At 74.4% G+C, this 19049-nt stretch carries 15 protein-coding genes; 6 read left to right on the top strand and 9 right to left on the bottom strand.

Annotated features, from left to right (window positions below; all coding sequences use genetic code 11):
* Positions 1 to 56 precede the first annotated feature (56 nt).
* The 4 genes from DAE25_RS11750 to DAE25_RS24135 are packed head-to-tail and all read right to left on the bottom strand — an operon-like array spanning position 57 to position 5458.
* Entirely contained in the window at positions 57 to 1460 is a 1404-nt protein-coding gene (locus DAE25_RS11750; RefSeq protein ID WP_107766403.1) for a cytochrome P450, read from the bottom strand.
* A 19-nt stretch (positions 1461 to 1479) separates the two neighbouring features.
* Positions 1480 to 2265, bottom strand: a complete 786-nt coding sequence (locus DAE25_RS23165) for a sucrase ferredoxin (RefSeq protein WP_159083693.1) — start codon at positions 2263 to 2265, stop codon at positions 1480 to 1482.
* 50 nt (positions 2266 to 2315) lie between these two features.
* A complete protein-coding gene (locus tag DAE25_RS24210) occupies positions 2316 to 5276 on the bottom strand; it encodes a helix-turn-helix transcriptional regulator (RefSeq protein ID WP_159083692.1) in 2961 nt (986 codons plus the stop codon).
* Positions 5277 to 5332: 56 nt separating this feature from the next.
* Complete coding sequence (locus DAE25_RS24135; RefSeq protein WP_267895256.1) at positions 5333 to 5458, bottom strand: hypothetical protein; 126 nt, start codon at positions 5456 to 5458, stop codon at positions 5333 to 5335.
* Positions 5459 to 5690: 232 nt separating this feature from the next.
* Between DAE25_RS24135 and DAE25_RS11735 the strand changes: the two genes are divergently transcribed.
* The gene (locus DAE25_RS11735; protein WP_107766400.1) at positions 5691 to 6326 is read left to right on the top strand and encodes an RNA polymerase sigma factor; all 636 of its coding nucleotides are present in this window, start codon (positions 5691 to 5693) and stop codon (positions 6324 to 6326) included.
* Positions 6323 to 6772, top strand: a complete 450-nt coding sequence (locus DAE25_RS11730; protein ID WP_107766399.1) for a carboxypeptidase regulatory-like domain-containing protein — start codon at positions 6323 to 6325, stop codon at positions 6770 to 6772. Before DAE25_RS11735 ends, DAE25_RS11730 begins: the two co-directional genes overlap by 4 nt.
* A gap of 62 nt (positions 6773 to 6834) precedes the next feature.
* Here DAE25_RS11730 and DAE25_RS11725 read toward each other — a convergent pair whose 3' ends face one another.
* Positions 6835 to 8124: a S8 family peptidase gene (locus DAE25_RS11725; protein ID WP_159083691.1), complete on the bottom strand. Its 1290-nt coding sequence runs from the start codon at positions 8122 to 8124 to the stop codon at positions 6835 to 6837.
* A gap of 104 nt (positions 8125 to 8228) precedes the next feature.
* Here DAE25_RS11725 and DAE25_RS11720 point away from each other — a divergent pair, with 104 nt between their 5' ends.
* Positions 8229 to 10787: a CHAT domain-containing protein gene (locus tag DAE25_RS11720; protein WP_159083690.1), complete on the top strand. Its 2559-nt coding sequence runs from the start codon at positions 8229 to 8231 to the stop codon at positions 10785 to 10787.
* A gap of 399 nt (positions 10788 to 11186) precedes the next feature.
* Here the strand turns inward: DAE25_RS11720 and hutI are convergent, their stop codons facing one another.
* The 4 genes from hutI to DAE25_RS11700 all read right to left on the bottom strand — a co-directional run bounded on the left by hutI (position 11187) and on the right by DAE25_RS11700 (position 16212).
* Positions 11187 to 12353: an imidazolonepropionase gene (hutI, locus tag DAE25_RS11715; RefSeq protein WP_107766396.1), complete on the bottom strand. Its 1167-nt coding sequence runs from the start codon at positions 12351 to 12353 to the stop codon at positions 11187 to 11189.
* A complete protein-coding gene (locus DAE25_RS11710; protein ID WP_107766395.1) occupies positions 12350 to 13687 on the bottom strand; it encodes a formimidoylglutamate deiminase in 1338 nt (445 codons plus the stop codon). Before DAE25_RS11710 ends, hutI begins: the two co-directional genes overlap by 4 nt.
* A complete protein-coding gene (locus DAE25_RS11705) occupies positions 13684 to 14997 on the bottom strand; it encodes an allantoate amidohydrolase (RefSeq protein ID WP_107766394.1) in 1314 nt (437 codons plus the stop codon). The genes DAE25_RS11710 and DAE25_RS11705 overlap by 4 nt, the downstream gene beginning before the upstream one ends.
* A gap of 105 nt (positions 14998 to 15102) precedes the next feature.
* The gene (locus tag DAE25_RS11700) at positions 15103 to 16212 is read right to left on the bottom strand and encodes a PLP-dependent cysteine synthase family protein (protein ID WP_107766707.1); all 1110 of its coding nucleotides are present in this window, start codon (positions 16210 to 16212) and stop codon (positions 15103 to 15105) included.
* 25 nt (positions 16213 to 16237) lie between these two features.
* Here DAE25_RS11700 and DAE25_RS11695 point away from each other — a divergent pair, with 25 nt between their 5' ends.
* The 3 genes from DAE25_RS11695 (at position 16238) to DAE25_RS11685 (ending at position 19045) form a co-directional block, all read left to right on the top strand.
* Complete coding sequence (locus DAE25_RS11695) at positions 16238 to 16834, top strand: nitroreductase family protein (RefSeq protein WP_107766393.1); 597 nt, start codon at positions 16238 to 16240, stop codon at positions 16832 to 16834.
* A 115-nt stretch (positions 16835 to 16949) separates the two neighbouring features.
* The gene (locus DAE25_RS11690; protein ID WP_199907562.1) at positions 16950 to 18023 is read left to right on the top strand and encodes an alkene reductase; all 1074 of its coding nucleotides are present in this window, start codon (positions 16950 to 16952) and stop codon (positions 18021 to 18023) included.
* Positions 18023 to 19045 (top strand): NADPH:quinone reductase, encoded by a 1023-nt coding sequence (locus tag DAE25_RS11685; RefSeq protein WP_107766392.1) that lies wholly within the window; start codon positions 18023 to 18025, stop codon positions 19043 to 19045. The genes DAE25_RS11690 and DAE25_RS11685 overlap by 1 nt, the downstream gene beginning before the upstream one ends.
* The last annotated feature ends 4 nt before the right edge of the window (positions 19046 to 19049 follow it).

The raw sequence follows: 19049 nt of genomic DNA, 5'->3' as shown, positions 1-19049 counted from the left end.
GGCGATCGTCGCACGCGGGGCGGGCCCGGCGCGCGCGATATACGGCCTGTTCCGGCCTAGCGGGCGGTGACCCGGATCCGGGCCCCGTCGCGGGGCACGCTGGTGATGTTGCGGACCTTCGGGCGGTCGTCGGCGAGGGTCTCGATCGAGTACGCCGTCAGCAGCTCGCGCAGCACGACCACGCCCTCCATCAGCGAGAAGCCGGCACCGATGCACCGGCGGACCCCGCCGCCGAAGGGGATCCAGGTGTTCGGGGGCGGGTTGCCCCCGACGAACCGATCCGGACGGAACACGCCGGGTTGCGGGTGGTTGTCCGGGCGGGCGTGCGCGAGCAGGATCGACGGGCCCACCGTCACCCCCGCCGGGAGCTCGATGCCGCCGATGGTGGCCGGGGCCGTGAGCGTGCGCACCACCATGGGGATGACCGGGTGCAGGCGCATCGACTCCTTGAGCACGGCCTCCAGCCAGACGTCGTCCCCGTCGTCGGCCGCCGCGGTGGTCCGGGCCAGCAACGCGGCGTCGCGTCCCAGCTCGTAGAGCGCCCACGCGAGCGCGGTCGCCGTGGTCTCGTGGCCGGCGAGCAGCAGGGTGACGAGCTGGTCGCGCAGCTCCTCGTCGGTGAGGGCGTCCCCCTCCTCGCCCCGCGCCCGGATCAGCCGGGAGAGCACGTCGGTGCGGGTGGCCAGGTCGGGAGCGGTACGCCGCTCACGGATCTCGGCGTGGATGAGCTGGTCGAGCTCGTGGGCGTTCTGCCGGGCGGCGCGCCACGGGCCGAGCCGGCGCAGCCGTGGCACGGACCAGCCGAAGAGCACGGCGGGGCTGATGTCCACGACCCGGGTGACCCGCGGCCGGAGCAGCGCGAGCCGGCTCTCGTCGGTCACGCCGAAGACGACGCGCAGGATCACCTCGAGGGTGAGCCGGTTCATCCGGTCGAGCGCGCGCAGCTCCTCGCCGTCGTGCCAGCTGGCGAGGTCCGCACGGGCGACCTCGGTGACCAGGTCGCCGTACTCCCGCAGCGCGTGCCCGTTGAAGGCCGGCATCAGCAGCTTGCGGGCCCGCTGGTGCGCCCCGCGGTCCTGGAGCAGCAGCGAGTGCTCCCCCATCATCGGCCCGAGGATCGAGTTGGCCTTGCCGGCGAGGAAGGTCTCCGGGTCGGCGGCGAAGATCTCACGGGCGTGCTCGGGGCGGGTGAAGAGCACCAGCGGGCGGTCGGGCAGCAGCCGGACGGTGAACACGTCGCCGTAGCGACGGTGCGCCCACGGCACGAACTGGTGCCGGAAGCGCAGCAGGCCGATGCTCTGGAGCAGCGGCGGCCAGCCCGGGCCCGGGGGCAGCGTGGACCGGTCGATCGTCGGGGCGGGACCGCCGAAGACCCGCATCCGCCGCACCCGCTTCTCGGTGAGCGCCGCGGTGGCGGCGTCGTGGGGCAGCTCCTCCGGCAGGTCGCGCACGGCAGTCATGCAGCCGATCGTAGGCCGGTCAGCGCGCCCGGACCTCCCAGCGCGTGGTGGGCTTCTCGACCAGGTCGGCGCAGCTCGCCCGGCGGGGCTGCGCGGGCACCTCGACCACGTCGACGTCCGGGTCACCGCCGGCGATCACGTGCAGCTCGCGCACCTGCTCGGCCGGGGTGAGGCCGGCCCGGCCGCGGGAGACCTCGACGGGGACCGACCCCTTCTCGAGGATCGCGCACGCCTCGACGGCGGACGCGACGTCGAGGCGGCCGAGGGTGTGCCCGGACGGGAGGGCCAGCAGGGTCCCGGCGAACCGGTGCCCGCCGAGGTGGGTCGTCTCCCACGTCGCCTCGGGCCAGCGCTCGGCCAGCGCCGCGGTGATCGGCCGACCGATCTCGGCGCAGCAGCGGTCGCGCCGGCCGTTGGTGCAGACGAGCCAGAGCGGGGCGTCGTACGCCGCCCAGGCGCCGTCGAGGTCGCCGTCGAGGTCGCCGTCGAGGTCCAGGTCCAGCAGCGCCTCGGCGTCGGGCAGCACCACGGTGCGGACGTCGACGCCGTCGGGGGTGGCGCGGGCGTGGAAGACCCGCACGCCCGGGCCGGACTCGCCGCCGTGCCGGCGGATCAGCTGCACCCGCACGCCGGTCAGGCCGGCGAGGTGGTCGCGGACGGCCTCGGGCAGCCGGCTCTCGGCGACCGCCTTGCGACCCCACGACCCGGCGTGCTCGACGAGCAGGAAGGTCGTGTCGGTCGGGGCGGTGCCGGCGATCGGCTCACCGTCGTCGCGACTGGCGACGGAGCAGCGGAAGTCGGTCACGGGGCCAGTCTGCCCGCGGCCCGGGCGGCCGGCGCGACGGGGGCCGGGGCTCAGAGCAGGCCGGTGCGGCGCGCGATGGCCGCGGCCTCGGTGCGCGAGGCGGCGTCGAGCTTGCCGAGGATGTTGGAGACGTGCACCGACACGGTCTTGGTGGCGATGAAGAGCTGCTTGCCGATCTCGCCGTTGGTGCGCCCCTCCGCCACCAGGGCCAGGATCTCGGTCTCGCGCGGCGTCAGCGACACAGCCGGCGCGGTGCCGCCGTCTGTGGCGGCCCGGGGCGCCGCGCCCGCGCCCGTGGCCCGCTGCGACCCGAGGCCGGTGAGCTCGTCGGCCAGCGGCCGCAGCCCCACGGCGTGGGCCACCTCGCGCGCCAGGTCGGCGACCTCGCGCGCACCCGCCGCGTCGCCGGTCGCGCGCAGCACCTCGGCGAGCCGGGCGCGGGTGCGGGCGAGCTCGGGCACGTGGCCGAAGGCGACGAACGCCTCCTCGGCGACCCGCCACGCGGCCACCAGCTCGGCGGCGTCGGGCGGGTCGAGCTGGCTCAGCCACCGCCAGCGGAGCTGCTCGGCCGAGCGACGCGCGACCCACGCGTGATACTCCGGGCCGCGGCTGATCTCGAACTGGGCGTAGAAGTCGATGACCCGCTCGCCGTCGGAGAGCAGGCGGCGTACGACGTCGTCGGCGGCCTCCCGCTCGGCCGCGGACTGGTGGGCGGCACCGCTCGCGAGGATCCCCACGGCGACGGTCGAGAGCCGCAACCGCGCCTGGAACCACTCGTGCCAGATCGGTCGCACCGTCTCGACCACGAGGTCGTAGACCTCGACGGCGCGGGCGGCGTCGCCGTCGTGCTCGGCGCGGGCGAGCTCGGCCGTCGCCGCGGTGATCGCGGTGAGCCCGTCGGTCGGCCAGTAGGGGCGCAGGCTCGTGAAGGCGTCCTGCTTGGTGTGGCCGCGCAGCACCTGCACGTGCATCTGGAGCGCGTAGTAGAGCCACTCGTAGACGACCGGCGGGTTGAGCCCCGAGACGTCGAGCCGGTCGTAGGCCTCACGGAGCCGCCCCTCGGCGACCAGGACGCTGGCCACCATGTGGCGCGCCTCCGCCGGGAAGGGCGCCCAGGCCAGGCCCTCCTCCTCCCCGCGGGAGACAACCCGGCCGTAGGCCTCCAGGGCTCCGTCGAAGTCGCCCAGGTCGTGGTGGAGCCGGCCGAGGAAGTAGAGCGCCCGCAGCTCGGCGTCGACGTGGCCGGCGGCCCGCGCCCGGTCGGCGGTGTCGAGCCACGTCGAGCGGAGCCGGTCGAGGTCGAGGGTCTCGTCCAGGCTGGTCAGGGTGGCGGCGATCTCCACGGAGATGCCGGTGAGGTTGTGCCGCTGGGCGAGGTCCAGCCCCTCCATGGCGACGGACCGGGCGCGTTCCTCGTTCCACCGGCCGAGGGTCTGCGCGTGGACGCTCAGCGCCCGGGCGCGCAGCCGGGGCGAGGCGTCGGCGAGCAGCGCGACCGCCTCGGCGGCAATCGCCTCCGGGTCCTCGGTGGTGTCGGTGAGCAGCAGGGCCGCGGCGATCGAGGTGAGCACCTGTCCACGGTCGGCCGCCGGGGCGTCGGGCGGGAGCGAGGCGAGGTGGGCGCGGAGCACCTTGACCGCCTTGCCCACCCGCCCGGAGGCGACGAAGGCCTCGGCGCAGCGGCGTACGAGACCGTGCAGGTCGACGTCGTCGGGGACCTCGGGCAGCCCCTCGAGGAGGTCGAGCGCCTCGAGGAACTGCATGGCGGCCTCGTGGGGTCCGCCCACGGCGAAGGCCTGGTTGCCGGCCTCGATCCCCGCCCGCACCGCGGTCGCACGGTCACCGGCCCGGCGGGAGTGGAGCGCGAGCTCGGCCGCGGTGCCGGTCGCGGCGCCCGACCGGAGCGCCTCGCTGAAGGCGGTGTGGAGACGGGTGCGCTCGCCGGGGAGCAGGTCGTCGTAGACCGCCTCGCCGAGCAGGGCGTGGCGGAAGGCGTAGGACGAACCGCCGGCCCGGGTGAGGACGTTGGACTCGACGGCGCTGCGCAGCGCGGCCTCGAGGTCGGTGGCGCCGAGGCCGGTCACCGTCGCGAGCAGCTCGTGGGAGACCTGCCGACCGGCGACGCTCGCGACCCGGACCACCTCGCGGGTCCGGTCGTCGAGCCGGTCGAGGTGCACCAGCAGCACGTCGGCGAGCTCGGCGGGCACGTGTCCGCCGGTGGCCCAGGTGGCGCCGATGAGCTCCTCGACGAAGAAGGCGTTGCCCTCGGCACGGTCGACGATCTCGGCGATGCTCGCCTCGGAGATCGTCGTGTCCTTGTGGATCGTGTAGATCAGCAGGCGCACGTCGGCGTCGGTGAGGGGGTCGACCTGGATCCGCTCGACCCCACGCAGGCGAGCCCACTCGGCGACCTGCGGTCGCAGCGGGTGCCGGCGGTGGAGGTCGTCGGAGCGGTAGGACACGACGAGCCGCACCGGACCGGCGAAGGGCCGGGAGAAGAGGAAGCTCAGCATGTCGCGGGTCGACTGGTCGGCCCAGTGCGCGTCCTCCACGACGACGAGCAACGGGCCGTCCTGGGCCAGCGTCTCGAGCAGGTCGTGGACGGCGGCGAAGATGTTGCCGCGGTCCAGGGACTGGTCCTCGTCACGGTCGTCGGTGGCGCGCAGGCGTCGGCCCGGCTGGAGGCGGGCGAGGGTGGGGTGACGCTCGGTCACGCTCGCCGCTGCCTCCGGCCGCTCCGTGAGGATGCGCCCGAGGATCTCGGAGAAGGGGAGGTAGGGCAACGAGCCGTCGGCCAAGTCCAGGCAGTGGCCGGCGAGCACCAGCCAGCCCTCGCCGAGCGCGACGTCGCGCAGCTCGGTCAGCAGTCGCGTCTTGCCGACGCCCGCGTCGCCGGCGAGGAGCACGGCGTACGGCGTGCTGTCTGCGGACGCGCGAATGCCGAGCCGGGAGACCAGGTCCTCCAGCTCGGCATCGCGTCCGACGAGACGGGCGCTGCGGGCGGTGGGCACGTCGGCCATTGTGGCCTGACCCACCGACACCGTGGTGGCGCTTCCCGATCCCGGGGTCATCGACCGGTCTGGGTGGTGCCGGCGGCGCGGCGGGCCCGGCGCCCGAACGTCCCCCAGTCCTTGCGGAGCCTCTCGTTGCGGTAGGTGACCTCGGCGTTGATGAAGCTGTCCGTGGCGAACATGTCATGTCCCTTCCTGTGCGGCCCGGCTCTCGGGCCATGGGAAGAGATTGCGCCGCTGAGGTAGGGCGCGACATCGGGCGGGAGACGTATCCCGGGGGCCGTGGCTACCTCAGATGGGGCGACCGGCTACCTCAGTGGGTGGACCGGGGCGGTGTGGAGATCGACGACCGTCCACGATTGGGTGTATCAGGGACTCAGGAGACCGCTCCTACCTAGCGTGAGGGACGTCATCATGGAGAGCGAACGGCGCGCCCCGGGCGATGTTCCGTGGCTGACCGGGGGGACGGACACGGATGTCGCCACGCTCGTCGACGAGGCTCGCGGGGGAAGCCAGACGGCGTGGGACCAGCTCGTGGAGCGCTATCTCCCCCTGGTGACGTCCCTCATGCGGCGGTACCGGGTGACCGGGGCCGACGCCGATGACGTCAACCAGACCGTCTGGTTGCGGCTCGTGGAGCACCTCGACCGGATCGACGATCCCCGGGCCCTGCCGGGGTGGTTGTCGACGGTCACCCGCCACGAGTGCTTCCGGATCCGCCAGACCCGCGGCCGCTCGGTCCCCACGGACCCGCAGACCACGACCACCTTCGACCGACCCGACCACGCGCCCGACCTGCTCGAGGAGCTGTTCGCCGCCGAGCGGCACACCGCCCTCGTCGACGCGCTGCTCGAGCTCCCGGCCCAGCGCCGCGACCTGCTGCTGCTGCTCACCGAGGACCCACCGCTCACTTACGCCGAGATCAGCGAACGCTCAGGCATCCCGATCGGCAGCATCGGGCCCACCCGCGCGCGAGCCCTCCAGCAGCTCCGCCGCACCCGCGCATTCCGCCGCCTGACCAGTCCTGACCCGGACGGGAGCCACCGATGACCACCGACCTTCCCCCCGAGGACCAAGCCGTCCTCGACGACCTGACCGCCGCGCTCGCCGCGCGCCGCGACGTACAGTCCCGGCACCGCGAGGCGGCGCAGGCGGCCTTCACCTGGCGCACGGTGGACGCCGAGCTCATGGAGCTGGCCTACGACTCCCTCGACGAGCCGAGCACCGTGCGCGGGGTCGTCTCGGCCCAGCCCCGGGCGCTGTCCTTCACGTCCCGCCGCGGCAGCCTCGAGGTGGAGGTCGACGGCGACCGCGTCCGCGGGCACGTCGTCCCCGCGGCGGTCGTCACGGTGATCATGACCAACGCCGCCGGCGAGCGGGCCGAGGCCACCACGGACGAGGACGGGATGTTCGTGCTGTTGGGCACGCTGCCCGGACCGGTGCGCTTCACCGTCGAGGGCGACGTGGGCGGTACGACGCCCTGGGTCGCCCTCTGACGGCGGTCACCGCCCTCGCTGGTTGAGGTGCGAGCGGAGCGAGCCTCGAAACCCCGTCCGACTCAGTTCGCCGGGTAGAGGATCGGACCGACTCCCCGACGACCCGCCGCGGCGGCCTCGACGAGCAGCTGATCGGCGGCCTTGCGGGCGCTGATCCCGTGCTGACTCATGCGCGCGGCGATGAGCCCGCTCACCAGCGGCGTCGAGAACGACGTACCGCTCCACCGGGCGATCCCGGTGAACTCGCGCTTCTCCCCGACGTGCGGCGGCTCGTGGCAGTAGAAGGTGCCGGTCGGGTAGGCGTTGACCAGCCCGGTGCCGAGGGCGTAGACGTCCACCCAGCTGCCGAAGTTGGAGTAGTCGGCGCGCTCGCCGTCCCGGTCGATGGCCCCGACCGAGACGGCCCACGGGAAGGCCGCCGGCCAGAACGGCTTGCGGTGCCCGTCGTTGCCGGCCGCCGCCACCAGGACGGTGCCCTTCTGGTGGCGCAGGCGCTGCTCCCAGAACACCTCGAAGCTGAGCAGCGGCACCTCGCCGCGCGTGGGGCAGCCCGCGGACAGCGAGATGATGTCCGGGGAGTGCTCGAGTGCCTCGCCGAGCTGGACGACCATGTCGGACTCGTAGGCGGCACCACCGGTCGGCAGGAAGCCCTCCACCCGGATCCTCGCCGCGGGGGCCTGGGTGCGGACGACGCCGGCGATGAACGTCCCGTGCCCGGCGTACGGGTGGATGTTGTCGAGATCGATGGTCTCGGGGTCGCCGTCCACGCCGGCGAGCCACGGGGTGGCGGGGTCGGTGCCGCACGGCGGCCACCAGCCGGTGTCCACGACGGAGACGAACACCTCGGTTCCGGCACCGAGGTCAGTGGTGATGCCGGGGTACGGCGCGGGGTCCGCGCCGGGCTCCTCCGGCTCGACGGCCGGGCACAGCCGGCCAGGACCCGTGACGAACATGATGTGGTCGGGCGTGGCCTTGCCGACCCCGAGCTCGCGGTCCACCCGCGCCAGGATGTCGGGAACCGTCGTGGTGTCGTCCGTGGTGACCCGCAGCACGGTCAGTCCCCGCTGGCGCTGCGACCGCTCGTCGTCCAGGCGCTCGGCGCCGAGCAGGTCCGCCACGTCGCGCCAGTGCTCGTCGCGGGCGAGGACGTAGTCCGGGCGGTACAGGTACTCGATGCGGCGGCCGTCCTCGGACCAGACGGCGGCGGCGTACTCGGGGCCACCCATCGCCTTGATGAGGTAGGCGACCTGCTCGCGGAGGACCGCTTCCTGGAGGCGGTCCCGCTCCTCGCCCTGGGGGTCCTTGCCGGGGACGGGTGCGCCGTCCGGTCCGTCGGAACTCGAAGTCGTCATGGTCGCTCCCCCGATGGGCTTGGATGAGACTGGGGTGCGACCGGACCGGTGGCACCTCCGCCAGACGATAGCGATCCGAGGCGTCGGTGAGGAGGGGTGCGACGGTGCCGGACCAGACCGGTGACGAGCTGCTGGCGCTCGCCATCGCAGACCCCGACGAGGCGTGGTCGCTCGCGACCGCGGTGATCGCGAACGACGACGCCGATGCCACAGGTCTCTCATATGCCCACCAGGCGCTGGGCATCGTGCTGCGCGAGCGCGGCGAGGTCGACCGCGCCCTCACGCACCTCCGTGTCGCGCGGAGGCTCGCGGGGCGGACGCCCGACGCGGACCGGGTCGCGGACGTGCGGGCCTCCCTGGGCGGCACGCTCGCCGTGGCGGGCCGGACCGCCGCGGGACTCCGCGAGCTGGACGCGGCGGTCTCCGGGGCGACGGCCCGCGGGACGGTGCGGCCCAAGGCGCAGATGCGTCGGGCCAACGTGCTGACCATGGCCGGGCACCACGACCGCGCGTTGGCCGACCTCCAGGACGCCGTGCGCGGCTTCCGCCGCTCGGGGGACCGGCTGTGGGAGGCGCGGGCGCTCAACCTGCGGGCCTTCGCGAAGATCCTGCGCGGAGAGTTCGCGGACGCCACGCGAGACCTGCGCGAGGCGGAGTCCCTCTTCCTGCCCGGCGACCAGCCGTTCGAGGTGCTCGACATCCGTCACAACCTCGCCCTCATCCGCTTCTTCCAGGGTGACGTCCCGGCCGCCCTGTCCGCCCTGACGGAGCTCGCCTCCGCGTACGCCGACCTGGGAGACCCGCACCTCGAGCTGACCCTCGACCGGGCCAGGATCCTGCTCGTGGCCGGGCTGGCGGTCGAGGCGGTCGACGTCATCGAGTCCGCGCCCACCTGGGCCCAGAGCCGCCCCCGGGCCCGGGCCGAGCTGCTGGTGATGCGGGCCGCGGCTCGACTCGGGGCCGGCCAGGCCGACCTGGCGCTGGAGGACGCCCGGGCCGCCCGGCGCCTGTTCCTCCGACAGGAGAGGGCGTGGTGGTGCACCCGCGCTGACCTGGTCGCCCTGCAGGCCCGGATCGAGCTCGGCCGCGGATCACGCCGGGCCGCGGTGGCCCTGGCCGACTCGCTGGCGGACGACCCGACCGAGGACGCCGTGCTAGCCCACCTGCTGGCGGGTCGGGAGCTCGCAAGGAGCGACCCGGCGGCCGCATCGGCGTACCTCTCCCGGGCCGCCGCCGGCCGCCGTCGCGGCAGCCCGCTCAGCCGCACCACCGCCTGGCTGGCCCGGGCGCTCGAGCTCGAGGTGGACGGACGCCCACGCGTGCTCGACGCCGTCGGGCGCGGGCTCGACGCGCTCGCCGAGCATCGGGCCACCCTCGGTAGTCCCGAGCTCCGCGCCCTGACGGCCCTGCACGGCTCGGACCTCGCGGCGCTCGCCGTCCGGCACGCGCTGCCGCGGGGCCCGCGGGCGCTGGTGCGGTGGAGCGACCGGGCGCGCGCGGCCTCCCTGAGCGAGCCGGTGCCGGCACCCCAGGACCCGACCATCGACGGGCTGCTCGCGACCATCCGTGGCCTGTCCCACCGGATCGCCGAGGAGGAGGACCACGTGGAGCTGCAGGCGCTCGTGCGCGAGCGGGCGCAGCACGAGCGGACCGTGCGGCTGGCGTGGGCGGCGACGCCGGGGGCGGGCGGCCGGGACGCCTCGGCGTCGGACACCTCGCTGGTCGAGGCCCTCGCGGACCGGGTACTCGTGCAGCTGGTCGACGTCGACGGCACGCTGCACGCGGTGGTCGTCCGCGACGGCCGGTGGCGGACCGTGAGCGTGGGACCCGCCTCGACGGCCGCCAAGGCCCTCGACGCAGCCCTCTACGGGCTGCGCACCGCGACCCGCGGCCGCCCGGTCGATCTCGCCCGGCTTGGCATCCGGCTCGAGTCGGCCCTGCTCGGGGACGTCGTACGCCTGCTGCCCGCGGGACGTGCCGTGGTGGTCTCACCGCCCGCCGCCCTGCTCGCCGCGCCGTGGACCCTCCTGCCGTCGTTGCGCTCCCGACCGGTGGCCCTCACCCCGTCGGCGACCGCCTGGGTGCGCGCGCACGCGGCCCGGCCGCGCTCGACGCGGGCCGTGCTCGTGGTGGGACCGGACCTGCCGACCGGGGGCGCCGAGGTCGCGCCGATCGCGCGGATGCACGCGGGGGCCTCGCTGCTCGCCTCCGACGACGCGACCGTGGCCGCCGCCCTCGCCGCGCTCGACGGGGCAGCACTGGGGCACATCGCCGCGCACGGCTCGTTCCGCCCGGAGACGCCGATGTTCTCCAGCCTCCACCTCGCCGACGGGGCGATGACCGTCGACGACGTGCACCGGCTCGGGCACCCGCCGCACCGGATCGTGCTGCCCGCCTGCCGGTCGGGCGCGTTGGCCGAGGTCGGCGGACACGACGTCATCGGCTTCGCGGCGGCGCTGCTCGGCCAGGGGACCGCCGGGGTCGTCGCCTCGCTCATCGACGTCGACGACGCGGCCACCGTCCAGGTGATGCTCGACCTCCATGCCGGGCTCGTCGCCGGCGAGCGCCTCGACGAGGCCCTGAGCCGGGCGCGTCTCGCAGCGGGCGAGGACCCCGTGCGGCTGGCCACCGCGGTGTCCTTCGTGGCGCTCGGCGCGGCCTGAGCCGTCGTACGGCGTCCCGGGACTGCTGCGACGGCCCCGGCGAGCACTGCGACCTGCGGTCGTGGGTACCGCAGGTCGCATACGCGCGCGAGGCCCGGCAGGCACTGCGACCTGCGGTCGTGGGTACCGCAGGTCGCATACGCGCGCGAGGCCCGGCAGGCACTGCGACCTGCGGTCGTGGGTACCGCAGGTCGCATACGCGCGCGAGGCCCGGCAGGCACTGCGACCTGCGGTCGTGGGTACCGCAGGTCGCATACGCGCGCGAGGCCCGGCAGGCACTGCGACCTGCGGTCGTGGGTACCGCAGGTCGCATGCGCGCGCGAGGCCCTGCGGAGCCGCCCGGGGAACCAGATCGGCCCGACCGGCGCCGGCGGGGCCGGTCTCGTTCCCCGCGAGCGATCAGGCGACGGGTACGACCGGCCGCCCGCCCTGCCAGACGCTGGCGACGAGCGGGACGCCCGGGCGGTAGGCGAGGTGGACGTACGACGGGGCGTCGAGGAGGACGAGGTCGGCGCGCTTGCCGACGGCCAGGACGCCGACGTCGTCGCGGTCGAGCGCGGACGCGCCCGTGGCCGTGGCGGCGTGCACCGCCTCGGCCGGGCTCATCCCCATGTCCCGCACGGCCAGCGCGATGCAGAAGGCCATCGACGAGGTGAAGCACGAGCCCGGGTTGCAGTCGCTGGCCAGCGCGACCCGCACGCCGGCGTCGAGGAGGCGGCGGGCGTCGACGTACGGGTGCCGGGTCGAGAACTCGACCCCCGGCAGCAGCGTCGCGATGGTGCCGGAGTCGGCGAGCGCGCTGACGTCGTCGTCGGACAGGTAGGTGCAGTGGTCGACCGCGACCAGGCCCAGCTCGGCGGCCAGCTGGACGCCACCGCCGTAGGTCAGCTGGTTGGCGTGCAGCCGGCCGCGCAGGCCGTTGTCGGTGCCCGCTGCCAGGATCGTGCGTGCCTGGTCGACGTCGAAGGCGCCGTCCTCGCAGAAGACGTCGATCCAGCGCGCATGGGGGGCCGCGGCCTTCAGCATCGGGCCGGTGACCAGCTCGACGTAGTCGGCGGGGGTGGTGCCGCTCGGCACGACGTGGGCACCGAGGAAGGTCGTCTCGTCCGTGAACTGACGGGCCACGGCGAGCGACCGCGCCTCGTCGTGGACGGAGAGTCCGTATCCACTCTTGATCTCGATGGTGGTGGTGCCTTGAGCCCGCATCTCGGCGACGAGCCGGGCGACGTGTGAGGTGAGCTTTTCGTCGGTGGCCGCGCGGGTGGCCGCGACGGTGGTGCGGATCCCGCCCGCGGAGTAGGGCGTCCCGGTCATCCGGGCGGCGAACTCCTGCGCGCGGTCCCCCGCGAAGACGAGGTGGCTGTGGCTGTCCACCCAGCCCGGCACGACGGCGCGCCCGCCGGCGTCGTACGCCGTGTCGGCAGCGGGCGCCTCGGCGGCCGGGCCGACCCACGCGATCGTGCTGCCCTCGACCACGACGGCGGCGTCCTCGACGAGCCCGAGCAGGCCGTCGCGCGTCGGATCGTTGGTGGTGAGCTCACCGATGCCGGTGAGGAGCACGCTCATCCGTGCACCGCCTTGATCACCCGGTCGAGCTCGCGACCGATCTCGACCACCTGGTCGCGAGTGTGGACCAGCTCCCCGTCGGCGACCACCTGCAGGACGTCGCCCGCGCTCGCGGCGAACACCACCGCGTGCTCGTCGGTGCCCGCCCCGGCGGTACGCGGCGAGGCGAGGTCGAGGGTGACCAGGTCCGCGCGCTGGCCGACGGCGATCGAGCCCGCGTCCGGCCACCCGAGGCTGGCGTGGCCGGACGCGGTCGCGGCGGTGAGCAGCTCGGCGGCCGACCAGTGCCCGCGGCGCATGGTCGCGAGCCGCTCGTCGAGCTCGACCGCGCGCATCTCCTCGAAGAGGTCGATCACCGCGTGGCTGTCGGAGCCCAAGGTCAACCGGGCGCCGGCGTCCGCGAGGCGACGGCTCGGGCCGACCCCGTCGCCAAGGTCGCGCTCGGTGGTCGGGCAGAAGTCGACGTAGGCGTTGGCCTCGCCGATCAGCGCGATGTCGGCCGCGGTCAGGTGGGTCGCGTGCACGAGCGTGGTGGTCGGCCGGAGCAGCCCGTGGGCGGCGAGCAGCCGGGTCGGCGTGACGCCGTACGCCTCCTGGCAGGCCTCGTTCTCGGCGACCTGCTCCGACAGGTGCACGTGCAGCACGTCCTGCTGGGAGCGCGCGACGTGCTCGAGCGCGTCCCGCGGCACGGCCCGCACCGAGTGCAGCGCCGCCCCGACGCGGGCACCGGGACCGGCGTCGATCGCGGCGACCCGGTCCTCCCAGGCCTGCGCGCTGCCGTCGCTGTACCGGGCCTGCACGCCCTGGGGCGCCTTGCCGAAGCCGCCGGACAGGTAGAGCGTGTCGAGCAGCGTGATCCGGATCCCGGCCTCGCGGGCCGCCTCGAGCAGGGCGTGCCCCATGGCGTTGGCATCGGCGTACGCCGAGCCGTCTTGCTGGTGGTGGAGGTAGTGGAACTCCCCGACGGCGGTGATGCCGGCGGCCACCATCTCGCGGTACGTCGCCCGCGCCAGCTCGAAGTAGGAGTCCGGGTCGAGCCGCCCGGCGACGACGTACATCTGGTCGCGCCACGTCCAGAAGGTGCCGCGGCCCCGCTGGGTGCGCCCCCGCAGGGCCCGGTGGAAGGCGTGGCTGTGGCAGTTGGCCAGGCCCGGGATCGTGAGGCCGAGGAGCACGTGGTCGGGCTGGAGCGGCCGGGGCTCACGATCGGGCGACGACGACCGGTCCCGGAGGGTCACGGCGGTGATGACGCCGTCCTCGACGTCGACCACGACACCCGGCTCCACGCGTCCGCCGACCCACGCGTGCTCGAGCAGGTAGGTCGTCGTCGTCATCGCGCCAGCTCCGTGAGGGTGTCGGCCAGCGCCTCGACCCCGGCCAGGCAGTCGGCGGTCTCGGCGGACTCGTCGGGTGAGTGCGACACCCCGGTCGGGTTGCGCACGAAGAGCATGGCACTCGGGATCCCCGCCGCGGAGAGGATTCCCGCGTCGTGCCCGGCCTGGGTCGGGATGACCGGCCACCCGCCCACCGCGGCGAGTCGTGCGGCCAGCGCCGGGTCGAACGCGACCTGCCCCGACACCGACTCCGCGGTCACGACCAGCCCGGTGCCGTCGCGCTCCGCGCGCTCCGCCCCTTGCCGCGAGATCGCCGCGACCAGGTCGGCGAGCGCCTCGTCGGACGAGCACCGCGCGTCGAGCCAGGCGGTGACCCGCGACGGGACGGCGTTCGTGCCGTTGGGGGCGACCTCGAGCCGGCCGAAGGTGGCCCGCTGCCCGGCCAGCCGGGCCTGCTTGTTGGCGGCCAGCGCGGTCATGGCGTAGGTCAGCATCGGGTCCCGGCGGTCCTCCATCCGGGTCGTGCCGGCGTGGTTGGCCTCGCCGGTGAAGTCGAAGCGGTAGCGACCGTGGGGCCAGATCTCGCTGGCCACGCCCACCGCGATGTCCCGGTCGACCAGGTCGCGGCCCTGTTCCACGTGCAGCTCGACGAAGCAGCCGACCTCGGAGAGGTCGACCAGCCCGCCGCCGCCCTCCAGCGACCCGACGTCGAGCCCCGCGGAGGCCAACGCGTCAGGCAGCGCCACCCCGTCGCGGTCGCGGCGCTCGCGGGCGTCGGCCCAGGTCGTCGTACCGGTCGCCAGCCGCGACCCGAGGCAGGCCAGCCCGAAGCGGGAGCCCTCCTCCTCGGTGAAGACCGAGACCCCGATGGGCCGGGACGGTACGACGCCCCGCTCCCGCATCAGGTCTACCGCCGCGAGCGCGGAGACCACGCCCAGCGGGCCGTCGTACGCCCCGCCGTCCAGGACGGAGTCGAGGTGCGAGCCGGTGAGGATGCCTTGTCGGGGTAGTCCGTGACGATCGGACCCCTCCGCGGCCGATCCCGGGGTCCGTTCGTCGGGGACTACCCCAGCAGACGCCACGGCAGCGGACCCGACGGACGCCCCGGCAGACGTCCCCGCAGGACGCCACCACGCCACCTGGTTGCCCATCGCGTCGGTCTCCAGCTCGAGCCCGCGGGACAGCGCGGCCTCGGTGAACCACGCGCGCAGCTCCGACTCGGCCGTCGTCCACGGTTGGCGGAAGTAGCCCCCCGACGACGCCGACCGGCCCACCGGGGCCAGGTCGTGCCACATCCCCTCGAACGTCATGGGGCGAGTCCACCGGTCGCCGGTCCCCCGGTCAACGACACGCGCCGTACGGATGTCTCGGATCCCAGACCGGAACGACCGGCACCCGACCGACGGAGGGGCGACTCAGCCCGTCCACACCCCGTCGTCCCAGGCCCGGGTGAGGACCTCGAGGTACGGCGTCAGGTCCCAGCCCTGCGCCGCCACCCAGGCGTCCGAGAAGTAGGTCTCGAGGTAGCGGACCCCGTCGTCGCACAGCAGCGTGACGATCGAGCCCGCCTCCCCGGCGGCCCGCATGTCGCAGGCCAGCTTGGTCGCGGCGTACAGCGCGGTGCCCGTCGACGGCCCGGCGAGCTGGCCGATGCGGGCCCGCAGGAAGTGCACCGCGGCGACGGACGCCGCGTCCGGGACCTGGATCATCCGGTCGACGAGGTCGGGCAGGAACGACGGCTCGGCGCGCGGCCGGCCGATGCCCTCGATGCGCGACCCGCACGTCGTCTCACCGCAGCCCGGGTCGCGGAAGGCGGCGAGGAAGGCGGAGTTCTCCGGGTCGACGACGCACAGCCGGGTCGACAGCCCGCGGTAGCGGACGAAGCGCCCGATGGTGGCCGACGTGCCCCCGGTGCCGGCCCCGACGACCACCCAGGTCGGCTCGGGGAAGCGCTCCATCGACAGCTGGTCGAAGATCGACTCGGCGATGTTGTTGTTGCCGCGCCAGTCGGTGGCCCGCTCGGCGTAGGTGAACTGGTCGAGGTAGTGCCCGCCGCACTCGTCGGCGAGCCGGCGCGCGACGTCGTACACCGAGGCGGGGTCGTCGACGAGCACGCACCGACCCCCCTCGCGCTCGATCAGCGCGATCTTGGACGGCGAGGTCGTGCGCGCCATCACGGCGGTGAACGGCAGCCCGAGGAGGTGCGCGAAGAACGCCTCGCTCACCGCCGTCGAGCCGGACGACGCCTCGACGACGTGGGTGCCCTCCTGGATCAGCCCGCTGCACAGGCCGTAGAGGAACAGCGAGCGCGCCAGCCGGTGCTTGAGCGATCCGGTCGGGTGCGTCGACTCGTCCTTGAGGTAGAGGTCGACGTCGTCGAACGCCGGCATCCGCACCGCGTGCAGGTGCGTGTCGGCCGAGCGCTGCTGGTCGGCCTTGAGCCGCCGGATCGCCTCGACGACCCACGGTCGCTCGGCGTGGCCGGACTGGTCGACCTCGACGAGCGGTACGACTCCCTCTCCCATGGACGGAGCGTGCCACAGTCGGCGCATGGAGTTCCAAGACGTCGTACGCCGACGCCGCATGGTCCGGCGGTACGCCGACCGCCCGGTGGCGCCGGAGACCCTCGACCGGCTGCTCGCCAACGCCACCCGCGGGCCCAGCGCCGGCTTCAGCCAGGGCTACGCCTTCCTCGTGCTCGACACCCCCGAGGACGTCGCCCGCTTCTGGGCGGCCACCGGCGCAGACCCCGAGACCAGCAACAGATGGCTCGACGGCATGCGCACCGCCCCGGTCGTCATCGTCCCGCTCGCCCACAAGGATGCCTACCTCGACCGCTACGCCGAGCCCGACAAGGGCTGGACGGATCGCGACGAGGCCCGCTGGCCGGTCCCCTACTGGCACGTCGACACCGGGATGGCGGCCCTGCTGATCCTCCAGACCGCGGTCGACGAGGGCCTCGGCGCCTGCTTCTTCGGCATCCCCGGGGAGCACGTGGCGGGCTTCCGCGAGGCGTTCGGGATCCCCGACGACCACACGCCGATCGGCGCGATCACCGTCGGCCACCGCACGGAGACGACCGGCTCGCGCGGCTCCGCGGCCCGGCGCGAGCGGCGTACGGACGTGGTGCACCGCGGCCGGTGGTGACGACCACCGGCGTCACCCGCAGGGAGGAGGCCCGCGTCACACGCGGGAATCAGGCGGCACTCCGACCCCTTGGACCCAGTGAACGGTCAACGAGTCCACGACGAGAGGTCCCCACGTGTCCCAGGCATTCGAACCGATCATGGTCGGCAGCTGGAAGCTGCCCCAGCGCTTCGTGATGGCGCCCCTGACGCGCAACCGCGCGAAGGGCACCGTCCCCGGTGAGCTCAACGCCGAGTACTACGGCCAGCGCGCCGGTGCCGGGCTGATCATCACCGAGGGCTCGCAGCCCAGCGCGGTCGGCCAGGGCTACCTCGACACCCCCGGCTTCCACTCCCCCGAGCAGCTCGCCGGCTGGAGCAAGGTCGCCGAGGCCGTGCACGCCGGCGGCGGTCACCTCGTCGCCCAGCTGATGCACGTCGGTCGCGTCGCCCACCCGGACAACAAGGGCGGCCTCGAGTCAGTCGCGCCGAGCGCCCTGCCCGCCGACGGGAAGATGGTCACCGCCGAGGGGCAGGTCGACATGCCGACCCCCCGCGCGCTGGAGACCGACGAGATCGCCGGGGTCGTCCAGGAGTTCGTCACCGCCGCCCGCAACGCGGTCGACGCCGGGCTCGACGGCGTCGAGGTGCACGCCGCCAACGGCTACCTGATCCACCAGTTCCTGGGGCAGTCCTCCAACACCCGCACCGACGGGTACGGCGGCTCCCCCGAGGCGCACGCGCGCTTCGCGATCGAGGTGACCCGGGCGGTCGCCGAGGAGATCGGTGGCGACCGCGTCGGCATCCGCATCTCCCCCGCCCACAACATCCAGGGCGTGCTCGAGGAGGACCAGTCCTTCACCCGGGCGACGTACGAGACGCTGATCGACGGGATCAAGGACCTCGACCTGGCCTACCTCAGCATCCTCGCCGACCCGCGCAGCGAGATCGTCGCCGACCTGCGCGCGCGCTTCGGCGGTCCGGTGATGCTCAACTCGGGCTTCGGGTCGGTGACCGACATCGAGGACGTCGAGTCGATCATCGACGAGGACCTCGGCGACCTGGTCGCCGTCGGCCGCGAGTTCCTGGCCAACCCCGACCTCGCGGAGCGCTGGCGCACCGGGGCGGAGCTCAACGAGCCCGACCAGGCGACGTTCTACGGCGGCGGCGCGGAGGGCTACACCGACTACCCGACGCTGGGCGCACGCTGATGCGCGCCGTCGTCTACACCGAGAGCGGCGACTCCTCGGTCCTCGAGCTCGTCGAGCGCGAGGCCGCCGAGCCCGGCCCGGGCGAGGTCCGGGTGCGGATCGTGCGCGCCGGGGTCAACCCCACGGACTGGAAGTTCCGCGCCGGCGGCATGGGCGAGCTCGCCTTCCCCGAGATCGTGCCCGGCCAGGACGGCGCCGGCGTCATCGACGCGGTCGGCCCCGACGTCACCGACCTCGCGGTCGGTGACCGGGTCTGGACGATGCTCGCCCAGCACACGCGCCCCGGCGGCACCGCGCAGGAGCAGGTCGTGCTGCCCGTCGGCCACGTCACCGTCCTGCCCGACTCCGCGTCGTACGACGTGGGCGCGGCGCTCGGCGTCCCGGCCGTCACCGCGCACCGCGCGCTGACCACCTCCGAGGACGGTCCGGACCGGCTGGTCCCCGGAGCCCTGGGCGGGCAGACGGTGCTCGTCGCGGGCGGCGCCGGCGCGGTCGGCAACGCCGCCATCCAGCTCGCCCGGTGGGCGGGCGCGACGGTGATCAGCACGGTGAGCAGCCCCGCCAAGGCCGCGCTGGCCACGGCCGCGGGGGCGCACCACACGGTCGACTACCGCGAGGGGGACGTCGTCGAGGTGGTCCGCGCGATCGCCCCCGACGGCGTCGACATCGTGGTCGAGGTGGCCCCCGCCCAGAACCTGCGCCTCGACGTGCAGGTCATCCGGCCCCGCGGCACGATCGCGATCTACGCCAACAACGGCGGCGACGAGGTCACCGTGAGCGTGCGCGAGACGTTCTCCACCAACGCGCGCTTCCAGTGGGTGCTGCTCTACACGGTCGGGCACGAGGCGCTGCGGGCGGCGGCCGAGGACATCACGGCCGCGCTGGTCGACGGCGCCTTCGGCGTCGGCGAGGAGCACGGGCTGCCCGTGCACCACTTCCCGCTCGAGCAGACCGCCGCGGCGCACGCCGCCGTCGAGGACGGCGCCGTCGGCAAGGTGCTGCTGGACGTCACCGCCGACTGACGCG

It is taken from the genome of Nocardioides terrigena (assembly GCF_003047265.1).
Lineage (GTDB): Bacteria > Actinomycetota > Actinomycetes > Propionibacteriales > Nocardioidaceae > Nocardioides > Nocardioides terrigena.
Note: the sequence above shows the minus strand (reverse complement) of the source record. Positions and strands in the feature narration are given on the sequence as shown.